Source organism: Paenibacillus catalpae (genome assembly GCF_900112695.1).
Classification (GTDB): domain Bacteria; phylum Bacillota; class Bacilli; order Paenibacillales; family Paenibacillaceae; genus Pristimantibacillus; species Pristimantibacillus catalpae.
Window position 1 is genome coordinate 1,339,810 of sequence record NZ_FOMT01000002.1, and the last position, 22,439, is coordinate 1,362,248.

Sequence of the window (22,439 nt, forward strand, 5' to 3'; positions counted from 1 at the left end):
GACATAATAAGGATGCAGCAAGCAAACAACAGCTAGCTCGCATTACTTAATTCACTCGGGGGGTATTACAGAGATGAAAAAATGGACAGTGGCACTCGTTGCGGGAGCAGTACTACTTACAGCAGCAGGTTGCGGAAATAATAATAACGGCGGTTCCGGCGGCGGCAGCCTTCCGAAAACAGGCGTAGCGATCTACAAGTTCGACGACACGTTTATGAGCGGCGTGAGGAACTCGATTACGAAAGCGGCTGAAGGCAACGTTAAGGTTGACATCGTTGACAGCCAAAACTCCCAACCGACGCAAAACGATAAAGTTGACTTGTTTATTACGAAAAAAGTAAAAGCAATGGCGATTAACCCGGTTGACCGCACGGCAGCAGGCGTTATTATCGACAAAGCTCAAAGAGCCGACATTCCGGTTGTATTCATCAACCGCGAGCCATTGGCTGACGACCTTGCGAAGTGGGACAAAGCGTTCTTCGTAGGTGCAAAAGCGGAAGAGTCCGGCACAATGGAAGGCGAGATTGTAGCAGACTACTGGAAAGCAAATCCTGATGCTGACAAAAACGGCGACGGCGTTCTGCAATACGTAATGCTGAAAGGCGAGCCAGGCCACCAAGACGCTGAGCTTCGCACGAAGTTCTCCGTACAAGCCATCGAAGATGCTGGCATCAAAGTTCAAAAGCTGGCTGAAGATACAGCAATGTGGGACCGCGTTAAAGGTCAAGAAAAAATGGCAGCCTTCCTTGGTTCCCATGGCGACAAAATCGAAGCAGTACTCGCAAACAACGATGACATGGCACTCGGCGCGATCGAAGCTCTGAAAGCAGCTGGCTACTTCAAAGGCGACAAGAAAATGCCGGTTGTAGGCGTTGACGCAACTGACCCGGCTATGCAAGCTCTGAAAGACGGCACTATGCTTGGTACGGTTCTGAATGATGCTGATAACCAAGGTAAAGCTACTGTCATGCTGATGAAAGCTCTTGCAGCTGGCGAAACTCCTACAAAAGAAAACACTGGCTATGACATCACAGACGGCAAGTACGTTTGGATTCCATACCAAAAGGTAACGCAAGAGTCCGCGAAGTAATTCGCGCAGTAAATAAAGTAAGTAATTAGCTTCAGAAAAATAAAAAATAACGAAGAAACAGGGAGCGACAACCACACTTCCGTCGCCCCCTGTTTTTTTGTACCTTGCTTCTTGGATGGGAGCCGGATTAAAGGAGGCTATATAAATGGCAGAGCAGCATCCTTATTTGCTTGAGATGAACAATATTACAAAGACTTTCCCTGGCGTTAAGGCACTTGATAACGTAACGTTGAAAGTTCGGCAGGGTACGGTACACGCCTTGATGGGCGAGAACGGTGCAGGCAAATCGACACTAATGAAATGCTTGTTTGGTATTTATCATCCGGATGCGGGTGAGGTTTTCCTCAATGGACAAAAAGCAGACATTAAAAGCTCGAAAGACGCCCTTAATAGCGGCGTATCGATGATTCACCAGGAGCTTCATCCGGTGCCTCAGCGCAGCGTAATGGAGAACATTTGGCTTGGCAGATTTCCGATGACCGGCGTTAAGCCGTTTCGGTTTATTGACCATAAAAAGATGTACAAAGACACAGTCGCATTGTTTGAAGATTTGAACATGGACATTGATCCGAACCAACTGGTCGGCGAATTGTCGGTGTCCAAAATTCAATCGCTTGAGATTGCGAAAGCCGTGTCGTTCAATTCGAGAGTTATCGTAATGGACGAGCCGACTTCCTCCCTGACGGGCAACGAAGTTGAGCAATTGTTCGCGATTATTAATAAGCTGCGTGCACGCGGCGTGGCCATCATTTATATCTCGCACAAAATGGAAGAAATTCTGCGTATCTCCGATGATGTAACCATCATGCGCGATGGCAAATACATCGGTACGTGGGAATCGAAGGAATTAACCATCGATACGATCATTCAGCGTATGGTTGGCCGTGATCTGTCCGATCGTTTCCCTGAGCGTACGAACGTACCGGGCGAAGTGATGATGAAGGTAGAGGGTCTGACTTCCGTAAATCCGAAATCCTTCAAAGATGTAAGCTTTGAGCTTCGCAAAGGTGAAATTCTTGGCGTAGGCGGTCTTGTTGGCGCGCAGCGGACGGAATTGATTGAAGCCCTGTTTGGACTTCGTTCCGTGAAATCCGGCGCGATCTTCAAAGACGGCAAGCAAATTACGATCAAGTCCCCGATTGATGCGAAGAAACATAAGATTGCGCTTCTCACAGAGGAACGCCGCGTAACCGGTATTTTCCCGGTGTTGAACATTACCGATAACACAGCAATCGCTAATCTTGGCCTGTATAAAGGACCAATGGGGCTGCTCAATGAATCAAAAATGCGAGACGAAGCGAAAAAAGGCGTCGAAAAGTTCAGAACAAAGACGCCTTCGGTTAACCAGCTGATCCGTAATCTATCTGGCGGTAACCAGCAGAAGGTGCTTCTCGCACGCTGGCTGCTGACAGATCCAGACATTCTGCTCCTCGACGAGCCGACACGCGGTATCGACATTGGTGCTAAATACGAGATTTACCAGATCATTATTGATCTTGCGAAGCAAGGAAAAAGCATCATTATGATTTCGTCTGAAATGCCGGAGCTTATCGGGATGTCTGACCGGATTATGGTTATGTCCGAGGGACGTGCAACCGGTATTCTCGATGGCAAAGACGCGACGGAACAAAGCATTATGAGGCTGGCTGCTCAGACGGGCTAGTGATGAGGATTTGAAGGAGGATTAACACTCATGGAAGCTACAAAAGGTTCAAGAGCTAAAAGTATATTTTCGCAAAACGCGATCTGGATCGTTCTGATCCTGCTAATCGCTGCTATTACAATAATGGACACGAACTTCCTGTCCGTTACAACATTCCGGGATATGCTGATTCAATCATCGACGCGTCTTATCATTGCGCTTGGTGCGGCGTTTATCCTGATTACTGCCGGTACTGACTTGTCGGCCGGCCGCGTAGTAGGTCTGACGGCAGTCGTATCCGCTTCGATGCTGCAAAGCTCGGATTACGCGAACAAGTTCTTCCCGGATCTGCCGCATTTGCCACTGATTCTTCCGATTGTTATTGCGATCGTAGTAGGTCTCATTGTCGGCTTGATTAATGGTATTATCGTGGCTAAGTTTAATGTTCCGCCATTTATCGCAACGCTGGGTACGATGGTTGCTGTATACGGTGCGAACTCCCTGTACTTCGATATGCCGCCTAACCAATCGCAGCCTATCGGCGGTCTGCGCAAAGATTTCTCTGAGCTTGGTATTGGTTCGATCGGCAGCGGTGACTGGTCCCTGCCTTACATCGTATTGATTGCAATCTTCGTTGCGTTCATCGTATGGGTTGTCTTCAACAAAACAACTCTTGGTAAAAACATGTACGCGATCGGGGGCAACATTCAAGCTGCTCACGTATCCGGTATCAATGTAGCGAAATGCCTGATGTGGATCTATGGTATCGCTGGTGCTTTGTACGGTCTGGCGGGCGTTCTGGAAGCGGCACGTACAGGCGGCGCAACAAACAACTATGGTAACATGTACGAGCTTGATGCGATTGCAGCCTGCGTCGTTGGCGGCGTATCGACAACAGGCGGCGTTGGCCGTGTGAAAGGCGTTGTTGCCGGCGTATTGATCTTCACCGTAATCAACTACGGTCTGACTTACATCGGTATCAGCCCTTACTGGCAGCTGATCATCAAAGGTGCAATTATCGTCGTGGCGGTAGCCTTCGATATCCGTAAATATGTTGCGAAAAAATAGTCTATAAACAAATGAAACCCGCAAGTGGACGCTTTTGTAAAGCGTGCCGCTTGCGGGTTTTTTACATATTCATCCTTCATTCGACATTGTTGTGTCATATTTAAGTGAGGAATAGCGATAAAATGTACAAATCTAATTGTTTGTTTTAATTATGTGTCATATTACCTAACATAAATTCATTTACTTCAACCTAACGGCTGTCTATAATGGAACTAATACACTTTGGGAGAGGTGAAAGCATGCAACTGACAGAACGCGAGAAGGAGAAGCTCCTCATTACGATCGCTGCGGATTTGGCGAGAAGGCGAATGAAACGTGGAGTTAAACTGAACTATCCGGAAAGCGTGGCGCTTATAACCTCTGAAATTATGGAGGGTGCGCGCGACGGCAAGACTGTTGCGGAATTAATGGAATATGGCACACAAGTGTTAACACGCGATGACGTAATGGGCGGGATTCCCGAGATGATCCGCGAGGTTCAAGTAGAAGCAACTTTCCCGGACGGAACGAAGCTGATTACGATCCATCATCCGATCTCCAGCTAAGCCAATGGCTGCTATAGCCTGATGCTTGGGAAGCAAGAATTGCTTCGCAAATGCTTACGAAGTAAGAATTGCTTCGCAATTCTTTTTAGGAGGAAAGCTTCTATGATACCAGGGGAATACAGAGTTACGGCGGGCTCTATCATATTAAACGCTGGGCGACGGACGGTGAAAGCGGTAGTCGTCAATACGGGCGACCGTCCCGTGCAGGTTGGTTCTCATTTTCATTTTTTTGAAGTGAACCGGGCATTATCCTTCGATCGAGAGGCTGCCTTTGGCATGCGTCTACATATACCCGCTGGTACAGCCGTCCGTTTCGAGCCGGGAGAAGAAAAGCCGGTAACGCTGGTTGAACTGGGCGGCGCGAAGCTGTCATACGGTTTGAACGGATTAACGCAGGGCAAAGCGGAAGCGGGCAAAATGCCGGAAGAAGTCCGTACACGTCTCATTTCATGGGAAGGGGAAGGCGGATGAGTGTCATCGACAGGCAAAGATATGCGGCGATGTTCGGGCCTACAACCGGAGATGCGGTAAGGCTGGCGGATACCGAGCTGTGGGCGGAGATTGAGATGGACTATACCGTTTATGGCGATGAATGCAAGTTTGGCGGCGGGAAAGTTATCCGCGACGGCATGGGGCAGTCCAGCAGTGCAGTGCGTGATGATGGAGTACTTGATACCCTAATTACGAATGCAGTCATCATTGACCATTGGGGAATTGTGAAGGCTGATATAGGTATTAAGAACGGCTATATTGTTGGCATTGGCAAAGCAGGCAATCCCGATATCATGGACGGTGTTACTCCGGGTATGACAGCTGGCGCGAGCACAGAGGTGATTGCCGGAGAAGGGAAGATCATCACGGCCGGAGGGATCGATGCGCATATTCATTTTATATGTCCGCAGCAGATCGAAACGGCGCTTTCTTCCGGAATTACCACGATGATCGGCGGTGGCACCGGCCCAGCTGCTGGCACTAATGCTACAACCGTTACTCCGGGAGCTTGGCATATGCGGCGTATGCTGGAGTCAGCGGAGCATTTTCCCATGAACCTCGGCTTTACCGGCAAAGGCAATGCTTCGTTCACATCACCGCTTATTGAACAGATCGAAGCCGGTGCTGTCGGTCTGAAGCTTCATGAAGACTGGGGGACAACTCCTGCAGCCATTGAGGCATGCCTAACAGCAGCGGATCAATATGATATTCAGGTCGCCATTCATACGGATACGCTTAATGAAGCGGGTTTTGTTGAGGATACGCTAAGGGCGATTGGCGGACGCACCATTCATACCTATCATACCGAAGGCGCGGGCGGCGGTCATGCACCGGATATCCTTGTAGCGGCAGGCGAGATGAATGTCCTCCCATCCTCAACGAATCCAACGAGGCCTTTTACGATTAATACCATTGAAGAGCATCTGGATATGCTGATGGTCTGCCATCATCTGGACAGCAGAATACCGGAGGATGTGGCTTTTGCAGATTCCCGTATTCGCCCCGAGACGATTGCAGCGGAAGATATTTTGCATGATATGGGGGTCTTCAGCATGATCAGCTCCGATTCCCAGGCGATGGGGAGGGTTGGTGAAGTGATCATCCGGACCTGGCAAACCGCGGATAAAATGAAGCAGCAGCGCGGTCCATTGTCGCCCGACACGGTGAGCGATAATTTCCGTATTAAGCGTTACGTGGCGAAATACACGATTAATCCCGCCATTACACATGGCATTTCCCATCTGGTAGGCTCGCTGGAGATCGGCAAATTCGCAGATCTGGTGCTGTGGCAGCCGATGTTTTTTGGCGTAAAGCCGGACATGGTGCTGAAGGGCGGGAGTATCGCCTACGCTCAAATGGGGGATCCGAATGCCTCCATTCCAACGCCGCAGCCGGTATTTGGACGTCCGATGTTTGCCTCTTTTGGCAAGGCTGTGCATAGCAGCTCAATCACATTCGTCTCGCAAGCGGCGTTTGACCGCGGCATCGATCAGCAGCTTGGATTGCAGAAGCGGGTTGAACCGGTACGGAACTGCCGGTCTGTGACGAAGAAGGACATGATTCATAATGATGCTACGCCGGTCATTGAGGTTGATCCGGAGACCTACAAGGTAACGGTTGATGGCGAGCATGTGACTTGCGAACCGGCGCAGTCACTGCCGATGGCGCAGCGCTACTTTTTGTTCTAGGGAAGGGGCTGTTAGGTGATGAATCATCCTGCAGCTTGGCTGGTCATGCAGCAATTATTGGATTCCGCCCTGCCGATTGGCGGTTTTTCCCATTCATTTGGTCTTGAGACAATGGTGCAGGAAGGACGTATTCGCCATAGCGGGCAGCTGTATGAGTATGCGTCAGTCATGATGATGCAAAGCTGGGCTACTTCGGATGTCATGATCATACGAGCCGTATATCGGGATGCGCCATTGGAGCGATGGAACGGGATTTGGGCTGTTGAGCGGCTTGTGCATGTCCAGCGCATCGCGGTGGAAACAAGGGTTGGAATGGAGAAGATGGGCCGCCGTCTTCTTCAGCTGGCAGCTGCCATTTATCCTCAGATAGAATGGTCACTGTTAAATGAAGCATTGCGGCGCGGGGAGTGCCAGGCTACGCACCCGCTCGTTCACGGGTTTATTTGCTGGCGGCTGGGCGTAAAGGAAGAGCAGGCCATTCAGGGGTATTTGTATGCTTGTGCTGTAACCTGTGTGAACAGCGCTTTGCGGCTGATGTCGATCGGCCAAACAGAAGGACAAACGCTTATTGCAAAGCTCTCGGCGCAGACTGTAGAAGCCGCGGAGCTGGCGATGCAGATGGAACCGGAAGAGGCTTACTCCAATATGCCGATGGCGGAACTGGCCATGATCCGGCATGAACAATTGTACTCACGTTTATTTATGTCATAACTATTATGAGAAAGCGGGGGAAGCCTATGTGCCAAGGACAAGGACATTCGCACCAAGAGTGGGAGAAGCCGGCAATCGACGCATCGCGTCCAATTCGGATCGGAATCGGAGGGCCGGTTGGTTCGGGGAAAACAGCGCTTGTTGAGCGGTTATCGCGGGAGCTGCACGAAAAATACAGCCTTGCGGTCATTACGAATGATATTTATACAAAGGAAGATGCGAGGATTCTGGTCAACACAGGAGTTCTTCCGGAAGAGCGGATCATCGGGGTGGAGACAGGTGGTTGTCCTCATACCGCCATCCGCGAAGATGCTTCCATGAATTTTGAAGCAATTGAAGAGCTGGAGCGGCGGTTCGAGAAGCTGGATTTGATCTTTATTGAGAGCGGCGGCGACAATCTGGCAGCGGCCTTTAGCCCGGAGCTGGTAGACCTCTTCATCTATATTATTGACGTGGCCCAAGGCGAAAAAATTCCTCGTAAGGGCGGTCCCGGCATCATGCGTTCGGACTTGCTCGTTATTAACAAGATTGATCTTGCTCCGTTCGTCGGAGCAAGTCTGGAAGTGATGGATGCGGATTCGAAGCGGATGCGCGGGGATCGTCCGTTTGTATTCTCCAATATGTTTGGCGGAGAAGGGGTTACTGAGATTGTCGGCTGGCTGGAGCATGAATTTGCTCATGCGCGGGGCGAAGCGCATGGACATATCGTGCAGCTTGGCCCGATGCCGCACCAGCATTAAGAATGACGGCAGGATCTATGGAAGAGCGCGCGGTACGGACGTCTGTACTGCGCGCTTCGTTTCATTTCAAGGATGGCGCAACGAGAATCGCCGACAAGTATCATACCTCGCCCATTAAGATCGCCAAAAGTTTTCCGCTCCAGGAACAGCTGGGTGTTATCGTTATGGATGCATCACCAGGACTGCTGGCAGGTGATCGTTACGAGCTGGAATGGCATGCGCAAAGCTCTTCGCATAGTTATATCACGACGCAGTCATATATGAAGGTTCATCCGAGCCCGCTAACCGGCAAGCCGAACGGGTCCTTCATCAGCCAGAACTTCCGCCTTGAAGATCGCGCTATAGTTGAGCATATGCCTGAGCCTGTGATGCTCTATAAGGATGCCCGGCTTCACAGCCATACGAATGTTTATCTTGGACAAGGAGCCGTATGGATGCAGGCGGATATCCTATGTCCGGGTCGTACATCGCGCAAGGAGCAGTTTCAATACGCCGAGTTTCGCAGCAGCATATCCGTTTATTGCGGAGGAGAGCTGATTTTTGCCCAACGCCAGCGGGTTATACCGGGCAAGCAGAAGCTTCAGGCTCCCGGCTGCTGGGATAAGATGACCCATATGGCGACCTTTTGCTTATTTACCGATCAATTAACTTCCGCGCAGATTGTGTCGATGAAGCAGCTCGCCCAGGAGCTTCCCATTTCTGAATTTGGAACGCATCCGGTTGTTATCGGTCTGTCTGAGACGCAGCGTTACGGCCTTGTTGCTTCCGCTGCTTCTACCGCTGCCTGGCCGCTGCAGGCGGCTATGCGGTTACTTTGGCACGGCGCGAGAAAAATTGTATTGGGCAAAGAACCGATTCATTTGCTTTATTCTTAAGCTGGACTTGGCTGTACGTTCAAAAAACGGTATATTTATAGATATGAATGTATTAGCGAGGGTGGATGGATGGACCTGGACCAAGAGAAGCTTCACAAACTAAGAGAGTTGGATGATGGATTCCGTAAGCTGCGCAGGTTGATTAACGCGGAATATAACCGGTTTAATGTTCACGGCCTAGGAATGACGGAAGGCAAGATGGTCATTATTCTGGCTCAACAGGGACCACAGAAGGCTTCTGCAATGGCAGAATGGCTGCGCATTACAAGCGGTGCAGTAACCGGCATCTCAGACCGTCTGATCGACCTCGGCTACGTGGAGCGTTCACGGAGCGAGTTTGACCGTCGGATCGTCATGCTCAGCGTGACGGATGAAGGCCGCAAGCTGGTCGATCAAGTGATGGAAATGCGCGAGCGTATCATGTTTAAGTTGTATGACGGCTTTGAGCTTGATGATATTGAGAAAGCAACGGATATCTTCATCCGGATGTCAGCTAATCTGAATCCGAAGAGCGAAACGGCAGAAGAATAGCATGAAGGAAAGAGGCTATCCCATTGGGTGGTCTCTTTTTCTCATGAAATATCCTTCTAGATCATTCATCAATAAGCAACGGACAGGCTGCTGTACATGATTGGCACGGCCCAATATGGTATAATGAGGCTGAAATCGGGAGACAAGGGAGAACTACATGATGAAGCTTATCGATTTAAGTGTGCCGATTAGTCCAAGCATTCGAGAACCTCTGCCAGCGAAGATCGAGTATTCGAGCCATGAGGCTGGAGCGATGCAAGCGGCTGCTATACTAGGGCTTAAGCAAGATGATTTTCCGGAAAGCAAAGCCTGGGCGACGGAAACAGTAACCCTGAATACGCATGCGGGTACCCATATCGACGCGCCATGGCACTATTGGCCGACTTCCGAAGGGAAGCAGGCAAGAACGATTGACGAAATGCCGCTCGAATGGTTTTATTCCGACGGTGTCGTGCTCGATTTCAGCACCAAGCCGCCAGGCTATGAAATAACGACGGACGATCTGAAAGCCGAGTTAAAGCGGATCGAGTATACGTTGAAACCATATGATATTGTCCTCATTCGGAGCGACGCGGACAAACGGCTGTACCACGAACATTATGCGTTCCTTCATGCCGGTGTATCCGCAGAAGCTACGCTGTGGCTGCTGGATCAAGGCATTAAGGTAGTTGGTACTGACGGCTGGGGATGGGATATTCCGCTCAATCTCCAAGCTGAAGCGTACAAAAAGCAGCCAAAGGAAGGCGTTCTATGGGCAGCGCATTATGTCGGCAAGGACCGGGAGTATTGCCAGATCGAGAAACTGGCTAATCTGGACCAAATTCCGAAGCCGTTTGGGTTCAAAGTAAGCTGCTTCCCAATCAAAGTGGAAAAAGCGAGTGCAGGCTGGGCGCGTCCGGTCGCAATCGTTGAGGAATGAAAGAGAACGGAGAACGATAACTCCATGCAACACGACGGCAGCCGGAAGGAAGAGGAGGCGTCTGAGTGAGAGTAATTGATTTGTCGGTACCTATTGCTGATGGGATGCCCGTATATCCCGGTGATCCGGAGGTTAAAGTCAAGGTAGCACATACGTATGAGTGTCAGACTTGGGAACTGAGGCAGCTTTCGATGGGAAGCCATACCGGAACCCACGTGGACGCGCCTTCGCACATGCATCCCGGTGCCGCAACTTTGGATGAACTGCCATTGGAGCGATTTTTTGGTACATCGCGCGTAGTACGTATGAATGATCTTGTCTGGCCGGAAAGCCGGGGGCTCTTTTTCCGCGAATCCGTTGGGATAGAATGCTTTGACCGACTCGCTGCGCTGCAACCGCCGTTCGTCGGCGGTGAATTGTCTGAAGAGCTGGAGCGGGCATTGCTGGGGATCCATATTGTGACCTATACGGGGCTGCGGGGATTGGATCTTCTTCCGTCTGAAGCCGATTTTATGTTCTACGGTTTCCCTTTGCGCATCGTCAGCGGCGACGGATCTCCGGTTCGGGCTGTTGCGGTCATTTAAATGACAAAGAAAAGTGGCCGTACAGAACCCTGTACGGCCACTTTTTAGATTCAGCTTCGATTTCTTTTAAAGCGGTTCACCATTTAAGTAGTTGAAGAATGGTTTGTCAACCCAGATTGGGTAGGATTGAATGTGGAGTCCGGCACCCAGCTGTTTGAAGCCTTCTGCAATAGCAGCGGACGGCTCGTTTAACGAGAAGGATTGTGCATAATAATGCCCTTTGCCGGTAATTTTGTTATTTGTAATTTGGATATAGTCATCCAGCTTGGTTAAGGAGTAATAGAGCGGCTGCCACCAGGAGCTGGCGATGAGACCGGTCTGGTCTTCGCTGTTCTTTTTCGCATATTGCAAAATAACCGATTGGAAGCGGGCTTTGTCCGCCGCATTATTAAACTCGAATTTCAAATCATATTCTTTTGCATAAGCAATATAATTGCCGTTCTCGATTTGTACAACTTTATAACTGTCCGACTGAACAGGCTCTCCCCATTCCTTCAAATAGATAAAAGCGGAGGTTTTAGGCTCGAATTGTACTTTGGCACGAATCCCTTCGCTGCGGAGCAGACCAATTAGTTGAACCGCATGCTTCAGATTATCATGTCCGTAGGTCAGGGATAAGGAGTCGACGAAGTTGGCGTCATAACGATCATCCTTCAGATTGTAGCCGGTAACGAGATTTTGCTTCAGCGCTGTATCGACCACCGTTTGAAGCTCTGGCGACTGAATGATATCGGATGTGTTGTAGGCATCTGCCAGTTTGCCATAAATATCTGCATCGGACGTGTAACCGATATAATGCTTGTAATCTCCTTTAATAGAAAGGATTTGTACGAGAAGCGTTTCTGCCAGTTCAGGAGATGCCGCTTTTCCTTTTACTTCTTTATATAAAGAAGAAGGGAGTAGTCCGCTATGTACAGCAGCCGCAAGCTCTTGCGCAGCAGACAGGCTGAGACCCGCTGGCGAATAACCGATTTGCTTCAGTGCACCTGTTGTTTTCTTTAACGGATACGTATGGGCGAGCTCGGCAAGTCCGGCAGCCTTCACCGCGATGTAAAGGGCGCTTGACGCTTGAAGAGGCTGGCTGGCATCTACTTTTAATGAAGTAATAATACCTTGCTCATATAATGCTGCAGCCGATGTATAATAAGGACTGTCGGCATTAAGGTCGGTGAAGGCTGGTGAGGACTCGGCGGACTCGAGCTTAAGTATCTTGGCGATATGCTGAAGGAATTGTCCTTTTGTAACCGAACCTGCTTGGAAGGCGATACCGTACTTCTCTTGCAGGAACAGCTCATTTTCGGCTATAGCTGTTGTGGAAGATTGCTGGACAGCGTTTGTTTGGACTGCTGCAGCCTCGGCCACTGACAATGGCAAGGCGGATGAGAATAGAAGAGACAAGGCCAGTGATCCGGAAAGGAGCCATTTGGTACGCGATTTCATCGTTATAAACCTCCATTAGTATAAAATGAATAATTAACATGATTAATCCACTCGGAATTGTATGGAAATATTATCATTGTTACAAAATGGTGTCAATAGCTTATGTCGCAAGTCTTGTCTTATATCCTATAGTAGAATAGAAGAACATAAGCTTATGCTTACGAAGTAAGAATCATCACGAACAGTCTAATCTTGGCTGTTTGTGAAATCATTCTTTTGAGGAGGCTTGGAACAGCATGAACACAAGCAAGAAAGCAGAACGTTTAAAAAAAGCCCCTGCTCTAAAAGCAAATGTCGCTCCTGAGCTGGCGCACCGGGTGCCGCCTGGTCAAACAACAACGGACCGCTTCCCGATCCTGCATGAAGGGGATGTGCCGGAGTATGATATGACGGCGTGGACATTGCGGATATTTGGAGAAGTAGAAGAGGAAAAGGTTTTTACATATGAGCAAATCATGGCGCTCCCGCAGGTGAAGCAGGTCAATGATATTCATTGCGTGACCCGCTGGTCGAAGCTGGACACGGAATGGGAAGGCATTCGTTTCATTGATCTGTTGACGCTAATTGGCGTAAAGCCTGAGGCGAAATATGTAATGATCCATGCCGATCAGGACTATGAGACAAATCTGCCGCTTGAGGATTTGATGCATGAGAACATTTTGCTTGCGCACAGCTTTGACGGTGAGCCGCTCACAGGAAAGCATGGCTGGCCCCTACGGCTGCTTGTCCCGCATCTGTACTTCTGGAAGAGCGCAAAGTGGATCCGGGGAATTGAATTTATGAAGGAAGACCGTCCGGGCTTCTGGGAAAGAAACGGCTTCCACAATTATGCGGATCCGTTCCGTGAGCAGCGCTTCTCCGGCGAGGATCTTGGACTGCCGGAAGATGAATGGTATCACAAGGATTTCGATTAATTGGCATATAGCCGTATAACTAGAGATATGGTATAGTACGAAGGTACATTCGAATAAATGCTGAAGCCGATGCTTCAGGAGAGGTTCGCGAACTCCCTCTATAAAAAACTAAGAACTGGAATCTATTCTCGATTCCATTTTTTTCGTTTTGAGACAGGTGTACAGGGTGTTGTTCGAAGGGTCTCTCCCTCATATAAGGGAGGAGAAAGCAAGATGAAAAAAGGAAAAGCAGTAGTCGTATTCAGCGGCGGACAAGACAGCACGACCTGTCTGTTCTGGGCGCTTGATCGCTACGAAGAGGTGGAAGCGGTCACCTTCAACTACGGGCAGCGGCATGCGCTCGAGCTGGAATGTGCCGCGCAGATTGCCGCCGAGCTTGGGGTGCGTCATCATGTGCTTGATATGTCGCTGTTAAACCAGCTGGCACCTAATGCGCTCACCAGATCGGATATTGAGATCGAGGAGAAGGAGGGCGGTCTGCCAACGACGTTTGTAGACGGCCGCAACTTATTGTTCCTGTCCTTTGCGGCGGTACTCGCCAAGCAAATCGGAGCAAGAGCTATTGTAACCGGTGTATGCGAAACGGATTTCAGCGGTTATCCGGATTGCCGGGATATTTTTATCAAATCGCTTAATGTAACGCTTAATCTGTCGATGGATTACCCGTTTGTGATCGAGACGCCTCTGATGTGGCTGGATAAAGCCGAGACATGGGAGCTGGCTGACCAGCTTGGCGCCTTTGAATACGTACGGACCAAGACATTAACCTGCTATAACGGTGTGATTGCTGACGGCTGCGGAGAATGTCCGGCCTGCAAGCTGCGGAGCCAGGGTCTGAACCGTTACTTGGCCTCCAAAGAGGAGGGTAAGGCGGAATGATTCAGCAAATTTATCCAAGCGTCCAGCATCCCTTTCAATATGAATTAAACAAGGATATGCAGTTTGCAGCCGCACATTCCATTCCTTCCGAGGAAGCGGGACATTGCGCGCGCGTGCATGGGCATACCTACTTTGCCAACGTGACAATTGCCGGCGATGAACTGGATTCGTCCGGATTTCTGGTGAACTTTGCAGCGATTAAGAAGCTGATTCATAATCGTTTCGACCATACGTATTTGAATGATCATCAAGACGTGTTTGACAACAACGACCCGAACCGTTTCCCAACAACAGAGGTTGTCGCCCGTACGATCTACGAGATTGTCCAAGCTTATCTGGACGAGACGTCTAATAAGGCAACCTGCGTGCAGGTGTTTCTGCGCGAGACGCCAACAAGCTACTGTATTTATCGTCCAAAGAAGGTAGTTACTCATGACTGAGAAACGAATCCCGGTCATGGAAATATTTGGGCCAACCGTGCAGGGCGAAGGAATGGTGATCGGGCAAAAAACCATGTTCATCCGTACGGCTGGCTGTGATTATTCCTGCTCGTGGTGCGACTCCGCATTCACATGGGACGGTACGGGGAAAGACGATATCCGCATGCTGACAGCGGATGATATCGTAACAGAGCTTCGTGAGCTTGGAGGAAACACCTTCTCGCATGTAACGTTGTCGGGAGGCAACCCCGCCTTGCTTAAAAATGCGGATGAGCTTGTGGATACGCTGCATCGCGAAGGAATTCGTGTCGCGGTGGAAACGCAGGGAAGCCGCTGGCAGGATTGGCTTCTTGCTATCGATGAGCTGACGCTCTCGCCGAAGCCGCCAAGCTCCGGCATGACGACGAATTGGGTTGTGCTTGATGAGATCGTAACAAAGCTTACGGGCGGGCAGAATCCGTTCAGTTTGAAGGTTGTTGTGTTTGACGAACAGGATCTGGCTTATGCCGCCGAGGTGCATAATCGGTATGCAGGAGTGCCTTTTTTTGTGCAGACCGGTAATGACGATTTGCTTGAAGCGGATAACGGCAAGCTGGCATCCATGCTTATTGAGCGTTATGAATGGCTGATTGATCAAGTAATGAAACGCGAAGATATGACAAATGTAAGAGTGCTGCCGCAGCTTCATGCCTTGGTATGGGGTAATAAGCGGGGCGTGTAAGAAGAAAGGAGAATGACATCTATGTCCGGAAGAAGTGAAGAAGAATTGCAAGGGATTAGCCTGCTTGGCAATCAAGGAACTCGTTACCCGATGGAATATTCGCCTGCCGTATTGGAGGCTTTTGATAATAAACATCCTTACCGTGATTATTTCGTCAAGTTCAATTGTCCGGAATTTACAAGCCTGTGCCCGATGACGGGTCAGCCGGATTTTGCGACGATCTATATTTCGTATATTCCCGATATCAAAATGGTGGAGAGCAAGTCGCTTAAGCTTTATCTGTTCAGCTTCCGCAACCATGGTGATTTTCATGAGGATTGCATGAACATTATTATGAATGACCTGATCGAGCTGATGCAGCCTCGCTATATCGAAGTATGGGGCAAATTTACGCCGCGCGGCGGTATCTCCATCGATCCGTATTGCAACTACGGCAAGCCGGGTACCAAATTCGAGCAAATGGCCGAGCAGCGGTTATTTAATCATGATATGTACCCGGAGAAGGTAGATAATCGATAGGATGGGGGTAATCTCAAGCATTGAGGTGCCTACAGCAAAAGGACCACGAGTAATTTCGTGGTCCTTTTTTTGTGGAGCTGAGAAGGAACGAATCTATGGTCCTTCATTTACGGCTCCCCTCCATTAACCGAGTGGCGGAGCATTTTGAATGATTCTGGAGAAATGAAATGTTCGCCTTTGGCCCCGAATTTCATCCGCTAAAGCGGATTTGAATGAAGAAATTCGGGGGCAACAGCGATCGGAAGAACATTCAAATGCGCAGTCACCTTCGGTTAATTACTCCTCCTCATCGTCAATCAACACAATATCCAGGATCGTCGTTTGACCGTCGAGGATTGCTGGCATCCGTATTGCAGTTTGTTTGCCAGGGAAGGAGAATTCCGCAGTTGGCATACCTGCCGAAATATTAGAGAAAGCATATTGGCCGTTGCTATTGCTTATAATTTGACGGATCAGTTCGCGGTTGGCTGTGACAATCTCGGCGAGAGCCATATCAAGCGGGTTGCCAGATATGTCACGAATGGTTCCGCGTAGAGTTCCGAATGCTGCGCTTAAGGTAAGATCTGCTCTAGAGGCAGCCGTCGCGCTAGTAGTCAGCGAACGGGCTGCAGAGCCATAGGATGGTGCCGAGCCAGAAACGGTATAAGTGCCTGGTGCAACAGGATCTGTTCTATAAGCGCCGTTAAGATCCGTAACTGCGGTGAGCAAGGATACTTTTGTGGAAGCATCCAGAACATGAACGACCGATCCCGGGATAGGCGCTGCATCAAAGCTGCTAGTCACAGTTCCTGTAATCGGAAAGGATTGAGCCGTGGCACCGATCGTAATATTGGCGGTTTGCGTTTGGCCTAGATTTTCCGGAATTACGGTCGTATCAGTACCTGACGCTGCCTGACTTGCCACAATTGTCTGCTCGCCGGATGGAATACTCGGTACGATATATTCGCCATTCCCGTCGGTAATTCCGTTTCCTCCAATAACACCGTTGGAATCAATAATCGTGACGGAAGTGTTCGGCACAGGCTGCCTTCCCGGACCGGTCGTCACCATTCCGCCTACTGAAGTTCTGATTTGAACGAGCGCAAAGGTTACAATGGTCGTTTCCCCGCGGTTGACCAAAGTGGAGGATTGCTGGGTAATAAAGCCTTCAAGCGATGCCGTTAAAGCATAGTTGGTGGCAGCCACTTCGCCAAGGTCGAATAGTCCGTTGTTATCGGTCAATAGGGTAAATAGTGCCGGCCCGAAATTATTATATTGAAGCAATTGAACGGTAACGCCGGAAAGTGCTGCTCCAGTCGCTTTATTCGAGACGCTGCCAATCAACCGGCCAGGTAATGGCTGAAGGGCAAAGCTGAAGCGGGTTGTTTCTCCGGATACTATGGTGAACCCGCCAAACTCTGCGGCATAACCGCCTGCAGTTACGGTGGCGTTATAACTCCCTGGCGCTAATGTTGGGAAAGCGTATTGACCGCCGTTATTACTCAATATGGTCCCAATCGTTGCACCGGATGAAGCATCTACTATCCGGATTTCCGCTCCCGCAATATTGGCTCCGTTTGTGATATCGCTTACAAATCCTTCCACCAGGCCAGGCAGCGGAGTAAGGAGCAATTCGACAACGGAATTCTGACCAATGCGTGTCACAACACCGGCAACCCCGGTGCCAAATCCGGACGCAACAGCAGAGATCACAAAGTTGCCTGCCGGAATGCCGGTAATGATAAAGCTTCCGGTTTCATCGGTATAAGCTGTGTCGACGGGAAGTCCTTCGACATCCGTAATGATGATTAACCCGCCGCTAACCGGCGCTGAGATTACGCTGGTTTTTACCGTACCGATAATGGTGGCGGATTGCGGCGACAATTGAAGCTGTACATTGGTTGTGCTGCCGGCCCGAATGGTAATTCCAACGGTTTCTGTTTCAAAGAACGGAGCGGAGACGGAGATAATATACTCGCCGACAGGAACGCCGTTAATGGGGAATGAGCCATCCATTTCGACGAAAACGGTCTCCAGCAATGTTCCATCTTTCGTATACAGCTTGATTTTAGTGTCGTTGGCACCTATTGGGTTCCCAACGGTATCGGTGATGAGGCCGTTGATTGCACCAAATAACGGATCCAGAGCAATATTGGCAATGGAGGAGCCGTTGCTTTCCACTGAAGTTCCGACGGTGCCAGTAGCGTAGTTATTGGCTTTTGCAATAACGGTATAAGTTCCGGGCTGCAAACCGTTAATTTGGTAGTTGCCAAACGGTGTAGTCGTTGCGGATGCTACGGATAATCCAGAGGCTTCATTTAGACGAATTTCGATGCTTGCGCCTGGAATAATCAATCCCGTTGCTTGATCCGTAATCTGGCCGCTAATTGTTCCAGGATCAGGTGTGAGCACGAAGTTAACGCCGTTCACGTTTTCTCCCGGATCTACAAATGCTCCCTTGACCTGATTGCTGAAGTTAGGAGCAGAAGCAATAACGGTTTTTGGCCCAACCGGGATTGCGTCAATGACATAGCTGCCGTTACCTTGAGCAGGTCCGATGCCGCGGACGGATTCATTGCTGTTTAATACCTTTACTACAGCCGTTGAAATAGGATTGCCGGCGGTGTCGACAACAATACCGGAAATTTGGCCGGGGTTAGGCGAAAGCGTCAGCGTTACATCAGTCGTCTGGCCGGCAAGAATCGTTGCACCTGCTACCTGAGAAGAGTAGCCCATCGCAATGGCTGTCACGTTATAAGAGCCTACTTTTTCCCCTATGAAAGTAAAGCTTCCGTCAGGCTGGGTAAACACGGATGAGATGAGTATGTTGTTATTGTTAAACAGTTGAATCAGCGCCCCGCCAATTGCGGGAGTGACTTCACCAACCAGAGTTCCGGGATTTGGTTCAAGCGCAAAATTAACAGGTGTTATTGAATTGGATTGAACAATCGCGCCTAATACTTCGCCTTTATAATTCAAAGCATGGACGGCTACCGTGTAGCTGCCAGGAGGCAGGCCGTCGAACTGGAATCCACTTTTGGTATCGGCGATAAGAGAGGCTATTAGGAAGTTGTTGCTGTCGGTTACCGTAACCGCAATGCCTAATATAACGGCACCTGATGCCGCATCCACGATTTGACCCGCGATACTGCCTGGATCCGGAAGAAGGACGAGAGTAATAGGAGATGTAACATCCGACTGCACGCTTATTGTCGCTGATGCCGTTTGGAAATCGGTTGCCGAGGCCAATACCGTATAAATACTCGGCGCAAGGCTGCTAACCTGGAAGTGCCCGTTTGTATCGGAGAAAATGGACGCGATGGACACGCCGTTACCAGATTGCATTTTAATAACGACACCGGCTCCGGCAACAGGGACACCATTCGTATCAACAATAGTTCCGCTGATCGTGCCGGGATTTGGATTTAACACGAAATCAAGAGTGGATTGTGTATCGGCCAGAACAGCAACGCTCTGGAAGGTGCTTTGATAAGGAACAGCTGAAGCAGTAACGAGATATTGTAACGGCAGCAGATTTTCGACGATATATCTTCCGTCCGTTTGTGACACGAATCTGGTGAGTAATAGCCCTCCGCCCGCAACGTTGACGTTCAGCGATATGATTGCGCCTGCGATGGGGTTGCCGCTCGTGTCGGTTACAACACCCGTTAAGGAGCCGGGATTCGGGAATAAAATAAAGTTTTCGGTTGTCGTTTGCCCTGGATTAACAGTGACGCTAAAGGATTGCCCGCCGTACCCGTCTGCCCGGATCGTTACAAAATAATTCCCGGGAGCCAGGTTGCCGATATCGTATGTCCCATCCTCCAATGATGCAACCCTGACCACGATAATGTTGTTCAGAAAAACCCGGATTATCGCATCTTCGATTGGTGCCCCTGTGTTCGAATCCGTTACACGGCCGGTAACAGCACCAGCGAGTTGTTGCAGGGATGCATTTAAGGTTGTCGCAGAAGCCGCATCAATCATCGCTCCAATGGTTTGCCCGGCATAACCTTCTTCTGCGATAACGATGGAATAAGAACCCGGAGCAAGCGAAGGAATCGTATAGCTTCCGTCAGCTGCCGTTGAAGTCGTTTGCAGGGTGATGCCTTCAGCAGTAAATACCCGGATGCTGGCGCCGGCAAGCGGCAGACCTGTTGTTGCGTCAGTTATCATTCCCGTTAGAACTCCGGCAACAGGCGATAAGGCGGCATTAACCACCTTGGTTTGCCCGGCCGCAATGGAGAAGCCGATCACTTGGGCAACGAAAGTATCGGCAGATATACGAAGCCGGTCGTTGGTCGCAGGAGAAAGGGAGGCGATCGTGTAATTGCCTGCTGCATTCGTAAAAGTGGAGGAGAGAATGCTGTTCCGGTTATCCAGAACTTCTACCAATACACCGGCTAAAGGTACACCTGTTTGAGCATTCGTTATCGTTCCGGTAACCGTGCCGGGATTAGGGGAAAGTGCCGCGTTAAGCGTACGTGTCTCGGCAATGGCCAAGGTAACCGGGAAATCCCGCGCCTGAAATTGACTAGCCGAGAAACTTACCCTGTAGTAACCCGGGCTTAGTCCAATTACAACGTAAGCTCCGGCTGCATTCGTAACAGCTTGAGCGACCAGTACACCAATAGAGTTCGTGACATGCACAATTGCACCGGCAATCGGACCTCCGCTGTCGGATGCCGCAATGGTTCCTTGAATGACAGCGGGAATAGGAGTGAGGGTAACATTTACCGTTTGAATCGCACCGGCTACGATGGTTGCTGCGGCAGAAATCGATTGATAGCCGGACAAGTTAAAAGTCAGATTATAGCTTCCAAAAGGGAGCTGTGGAAATCCGTAAACACCGCCACCGTTAGAGGTAGTTTGCCCGGCATTTGTATTGCCTGGTAAAAGATTGGCTTGAACGGTGACTCCTGTGAGCGGCAGACCGGTTGACTTGTCAATAATCGTTCCGGTTACGCCTCCAATAGCAATAACAGCAACGGTCGAAGAGGAAGCGGGAGCGCTGATCGATCCTCCTGTAAAGCTGTCTACACCTGTTGCCGCCTTGGTGTCGACCGTTCTTGCTCCAGGTGAGTTGAATTGGCCAACAGCCTCATAGGTTAATGTGGCGGAAGCGCCAACAGCCAGGTTGCCGACGTTCCAGGTTAATTTTTTTGTTGTACTGTTGAATGCCGTAGTTCCTTCCGTTTTCTGGGTAACGTTAAACGTTATGATTTTATCGAACAAGAACGGAGCTTGGAGGAAAATCGTTGAGGCTTGGCTTCGACCGGTATTCGTTACGGTTATCGTACCTGTAAAGGTGGAGGACTGGGCGGCAATAACGGGTGAAGAGGAAGACGTCACCGTCTGCGTGACGGACAGCTTGGCCCGAACATCACCTCCGGCAATGGTGACCGGATCGCAAAATAATGTACTTAACGTTTGTCCGGTGCCAATAAAGTCCTTATTAAAGTTGTTATTGTTGGTCGCTGTGAAGAACAGGAACTGAAGAGCAGATTGTTCGGTAATTCCGAGGAGCGAGAATAAGGTGCTCGCAGGAACAAAGAAATCAATAAAATAATTGGTATCACTGCCAAGCTGTGAACCGTCATCTGTAGGCTGAGCCCGCGCGATATCGAAATTACATATAATATCCCTATAGTTCGGGTTCCCATTACCGTCCGTTCCTTCTGCTTGATCCGTTACGATGTTAGGCAACTTGACCGTATTGGCGATAAGCTGGACTTCGTTTTCCTTACCGTTTACAACCAATTCCCATTCATAAGTAGCGGGATTGTTATCGGTGTTGAACAATACGCCCCAGGCAAAGTTGCGGAAATTGTTCTTGAATCTTGGGTCAGTGTTGAGGCGCATGCGAAAATAAACATTTGTTCCGTCGTACGCATAATATGCAGCTGGAAATTGGGCGTTGCCGACAATATCCACCTCATCGGGGTCGACATCGCGTACGGGATCTATGACAGTCACATTGTTCTGCGTCAGAGGAACGAATTGCGAATGACTTGGAAAGGGCATTCTTGGCTTATACCTCCATTAACATAGAATCTTTAACGTTGATAAAAAGTTGCCTATGCTATTTCCATGTATATGAAAACCGGTATAATTTGAAGCATGTACGTAAAGGGCTTAATCGGTATATATATAAAATGACGGTCTTCTATAGAAGACCGTCGAGTATTCTAATCCTATTTTGACAGACAGTTTAGTGATTGTTACCGGAAGAGTTGCCTTTTTTGTCAGAGGTTTTGGTTTGCGTGTTTTTGTTAGCATGTCCTTGCTGCTTTGCCATGTTGTCACCTCCTGAATATAGACGATTACGTCGAAAGCCGACGGGATTATTGTGTGCGGGTTTCTCTAATTACAATCGTCCCATGGCAATTTATTGGCGAATAATTTGTGTAAGTACTGAATTCCGTGAAAAGTTTTTTGAAATAAAGCTTGCAATCAATTGCTCGTCTATGGTATATTCTTATTCCGGCCGAGAGAGACAAGCGGTTGGAGCGGAAAGCTGTATAGCATTGGTTGATAGAAATTGAAATTGATGAAAATAAAGCTTGACACTGATTTCAATAACGTGATAAGATATGCAGCGTTGTTAAAAAAATTGTTCTTTGAAAACTGAACAACGAGCAAAACTGCCCCGTTAGAAATAA

Annotated in this window: 19 protein-coding genes and 1 riboswitch; of the genes, 17 read left to right on the plus strand and 2 right to left on the minus strand. The window is 49.4% G+C overall.

The features are described from left to right. The first annotated feature begins 73 nt into the window (after nucleotides 1-73). From BM200_RS13625 to BM200_RS13680, 12 genes are all read left to right on the plus strand, one after another. The gene (locus tag BM200_RS13625) at nucleotides 74-1,090 is read left to right on the plus strand and encodes a galactose ABC transporter substrate-binding protein (RefSeq protein ID WP_091186123.1); all 1,017 of its coding nucleotides are present in this window, start codon (nucleotides 74-76) and stop codon (nucleotides 1,088-1,090) included. A gap of 145 nt (nucleotides 1,091-1,235) precedes the next feature. Then, on the plus strand, nucleotides 1,236-2,753 hold the full coding sequence (locus tag BM200_RS13630) for a sugar ABC transporter ATP-binding protein (protein ID WP_091186125.1): 1,518 nt from the start codon (nucleotides 1,236-1,238) through the stop codon (nucleotides 2,751-2,753). Nucleotides 2,754-2,783: 30 nt separating this feature from the next. Beyond that, complete coding sequence (gene mglC / locus BM200_RS13635) at nucleotides 2,784-3,800, plus strand: galactose/methyl galactoside ABC transporter permease MglC (protein WP_091186126.1); 1,017 nt, start codon at nucleotides 2,784-2,786, stop codon at nucleotides 3,798-3,800. A 239-nt stretch (nucleotides 3,801-4,039) separates the two neighbouring features. Further along, on the plus strand, nucleotides 4,040-4,345 hold the full coding sequence (locus tag BM200_RS13640) for an urease subunit gamma (protein ID WP_091186129.1): 306 nt from the start codon (nucleotides 4,040-4,042) through the stop codon (nucleotides 4,343-4,345). A 102-nt stretch (nucleotides 4,346-4,447) separates the two neighbouring features. Beyond that, entirely contained in the window at nucleotides 4,448-4,816 is a 369-nt protein-coding gene (locus BM200_RS13645) for an urease subunit beta (protein WP_091186131.1), read from the plus strand. After that, entirely contained in the window at nucleotides 4,813-6,525 is a 1,713-nt protein-coding gene (gene ureC, locus BM200_RS13650) for an urease subunit alpha (protein ID WP_091186133.1), read from the plus strand. The genes BM200_RS13645 and ureC overlap by 4 nt, the downstream gene beginning before the upstream one ends. Before the next feature lie 18 nt (nucleotides 6,526-6,543). Continuing rightward, nucleotides 6,544-7,236: an urease accessory protein UreF gene (locus BM200_RS13655; RefSeq protein ID WP_091186136.1), complete on the plus strand. Its 693-nt coding sequence runs from the start codon at nucleotides 6,544-6,546 to the stop codon at nucleotides 7,234-7,236. Nucleotides 7,237-7,262: 26 nt separating this feature from the next. Further along, nucleotides 7,263-7,976, plus strand: coding sequence for an urease accessory protein UreG (gene ureG, locus BM200_RS13660; RefSeq protein ID WP_091186137.1), 714 nt, complete (start codon nucleotides 7,263-7,265; stop codon nucleotides 7,974-7,976). Between the two features lie 2 nt (nucleotides 7,977-7,978). Then, nucleotides 7,979-8,851, plus strand: coding sequence for an urease accessory protein UreD (locus tag BM200_RS13665; RefSeq protein ID WP_245773000.1), 873 nt, complete (start codon nucleotides 7,979-7,981; stop codon nucleotides 8,849-8,851). Between the two features lie 69 nt (nucleotides 8,852-8,920). Next, nucleotides 8,921-9,382 (plus strand): MarR family winged helix-turn-helix transcriptional regulator, encoded by a 462-nt coding sequence (locus tag BM200_RS13670; protein WP_091186142.1) that lies wholly within the window; start codon nucleotides 8,921-8,923, stop codon nucleotides 9,380-9,382. Nucleotides 9,383-9,542: 160 nt separating this feature from the next. After that, the gene (locus BM200_RS13675) at nucleotides 9,543-10,301 is read left to right on the plus strand and encodes a cyclase family protein (RefSeq protein WP_091186145.1); all 759 of its coding nucleotides are present in this window, start codon (nucleotides 9,543-9,545) and stop codon (nucleotides 10,299-10,301) included. Nucleotides 10,302-10,366: 65 nt separating this feature from the next. After that, nucleotides 10,367-10,885, plus strand: coding sequence for a cyclase family protein (locus BM200_RS13680; RefSeq protein ID WP_091186148.1), 519 nt, complete (start codon nucleotides 10,367-10,369; stop codon nucleotides 10,883-10,885). A 66-nt stretch (nucleotides 10,886-10,951) separates the two neighbouring features. Here the strand turns inward: BM200_RS13680 and BM200_RS13685 are convergent, their stop codons facing one another. Next, nucleotides 10,952-12,325, minus strand: coding sequence for a hypothetical protein (locus BM200_RS13685; RefSeq protein WP_091186150.1), 1,374 nt, complete (start codon nucleotides 12,323-12,325; stop codon nucleotides 10,952-10,954). Nucleotides 12,326-12,561: 236 nt separating this feature from the next. Between BM200_RS13685 and BM200_RS13690 the strand changes: the two genes are divergently transcribed. The 5 genes from BM200_RS13690 (at nucleotide 12,562) to queF (ending at nucleotide 15,798) form a co-directional block, all read left to right on the plus strand. Further along, the gene (locus tag BM200_RS13690; RefSeq protein WP_091186152.1) at nucleotides 12,562-13,239 is read left to right on the plus strand and encodes a sulfite oxidase-like oxidoreductase; all 678 of its coding nucleotides are present in this window, start codon (nucleotides 12,562-12,564) and stop codon (nucleotides 13,237-13,239) included. 74 nt (nucleotides 13,240-13,313) lie between these two features. Continuing rightward, nucleotides 13,314-13,357, plus strand: a riboswitch (PreQ1 riboswitch). Between the two features lie 95 nt (nucleotides 13,358-13,452). Continuing rightward, nucleotides 13,453-14,118: a 7-cyano-7-deazaguanine synthase QueC gene (queC, locus tag BM200_RS13695; RefSeq protein ID WP_091186155.1), complete on the plus strand. Its 666-nt coding sequence runs from the start codon at nucleotides 13,453-13,455 to the stop codon at nucleotides 14,116-14,118. Then, complete coding sequence (gene queD, locus BM200_RS13700) at nucleotides 14,115-14,558, plus strand: 6-carboxytetrahydropterin synthase QueD (protein ID WP_091186157.1); 444 nt, start codon at nucleotides 14,115-14,117, stop codon at nucleotides 14,556-14,558. Before queC ends, queD begins: the two co-directional genes overlap by 4 nt. After that, nucleotides 14,551-15,279 carry a 7-carboxy-7-deazaguanine synthase QueE gene (gene queE, locus BM200_RS13705; RefSeq protein WP_091186159.1) on the plus strand — a complete coding sequence of 243 codons (729 nt, stop codon included), beginning with the start codon at nucleotides 14,551-14,553 and terminating at the stop codon, nucleotides 15,277-15,279. The genes queD and queE overlap by 8 nt, the downstream gene beginning before the upstream one ends. 21 nt (nucleotides 15,280-15,300) lie before the next feature. Continuing rightward, the gene (gene queF / locus BM200_RS13710; protein ID WP_091186162.1) at nucleotides 15,301-15,798 is read left to right on the plus strand and encodes a preQ(1) synthase; all 498 of its coding nucleotides are present in this window, start codon (nucleotides 15,301-15,303) and stop codon (nucleotides 15,796-15,798) included. Nucleotides 15,799-16,074: 276 nt separating this feature from the next. Here the strand turns inward: queF and BM200_RS13715 are convergent, their stop codons facing one another. Continuing rightward, nucleotides 16,075-21,801, minus strand: coding sequence for a carboxypeptidase regulatory-like domain-containing protein (locus tag BM200_RS13715; protein WP_091186164.1), 5,727 nt, complete (start codon nucleotides 21,799-21,801; stop codon nucleotides 16,075-16,077). Nucleotides 21,802-22,439: the final 638 nt, after the last annotated feature.

Excerpts from the sequence above, each read along its gene's own strand:
- BM200_RS13625 (WP_091186123.1), top strand. The coding sequence starts at position 74 with ATGAAAAAATGGACAGTGGCACTCGTTGCGGGAGCAGTACTACTTACA.
- BM200_RS13630 (WP_091186125.1), top strand. The coding sequence starts at position 1,236 with ATGGCAGAGCAGCATCCTTATTTGCTTGAGATGAACAATATTACAAAG.
- mglC (WP_091186126.1), top strand. The coding sequence starts at position 2,784 with ATGGAAGCTACAAAAGGTTCAAGAGCTAAAAGTATATTTTCGCAAAAC.
- BM200_RS13640 (WP_091186129.1), top strand. The coding sequence starts at position 4,040 with ATGCAACTGACAGAACGCGAGAAGGAGAAGCTCCTCATTACGATCGCT.
- BM200_RS13645 (WP_091186131.1), top strand. The coding sequence starts at position 4,448 with ATGATACCAGGGGAATACAGAGTTACGGCGGGCTCTATCATATTAAAC.
- ureC (WP_091186133.1), top strand. The coding sequence starts at position 4,813 with ATGAGTGTCATCGACAGGCAAAGATATGCGGCGATGTTCGGGCCTACA.
- BM200_RS13655 (WP_091186136.1), top strand. The coding sequence starts at position 6,544 with ATGAATCATCCTGCAGCTTGGCTGGTCATGCAGCAATTATTGGATTCC.
- ureG (WP_091186137.1), top strand. The coding sequence starts at position 7,263 with ATGTGCCAAGGACAAGGACATTCGCACCAAGAGTGGGAGAAGCCGGCA.
- BM200_RS13665 (WP_245773000.1), top strand. The coding sequence starts at position 7,979 with ATGACGGCAGGATCTATGGAAGAGCGCGCGGTACGGACGTCTGTACTG.
- BM200_RS13670 (WP_091186142.1), top strand. The coding sequence starts at position 8,921 with ATGGACCTGGACCAAGAGAAGCTTCACAAACTAAGAGAGTTGGATGAT.
- BM200_RS13675 (WP_091186145.1), top strand. The coding sequence starts at position 9,543 with ATGAAGCTTATCGATTTAAGTGTGCCGATTAGTCCAAGCATTCGAGAA.
- BM200_RS13685 (WP_091186150.1), bottom strand. The coding sequence starts at position 12,325 with ATGAAATCGCGTACCAAATGGCTCCTTTCCGGATCACTGGCCTTGTCT.
- BM200_RS13690 (WP_091186152.1), top strand. The coding sequence starts at position 12,562 with ATGAACACAAGCAAGAAAGCAGAACGTTTAAAAAAAGCCCCTGCTCTA.
- queC (WP_091186155.1), top strand. The coding sequence starts at position 13,453 with ATGAAAAAAGGAAAAGCAGTAGTCGTATTCAGCGGCGGACAAGACAGC.
- queD (WP_091186157.1), top strand. The coding sequence starts at position 14,115 with ATGATTCAGCAAATTTATCCAAGCGTCCAGCATCCCTTTCAATATGAA.
- queE (WP_091186159.1), top strand. The coding sequence starts at position 14,551 with ATGACTGAGAAACGAATCCCGGTCATGGAAATATTTGGGCCAACCGTG.
- queF (WP_091186162.1), top strand. The coding sequence starts at position 15,301 with ATGTCCGGAAGAAGTGAAGAAGAATTGCAAGGGATTAGCCTGCTTGGC.
- BM200_RS13715 (WP_091186164.1), bottom strand. The coding sequence starts at position 21,801 with ATGCCCTTTCCAAGTCATTCGCAATTCGTTCCTCTGACGCAGAACAAT.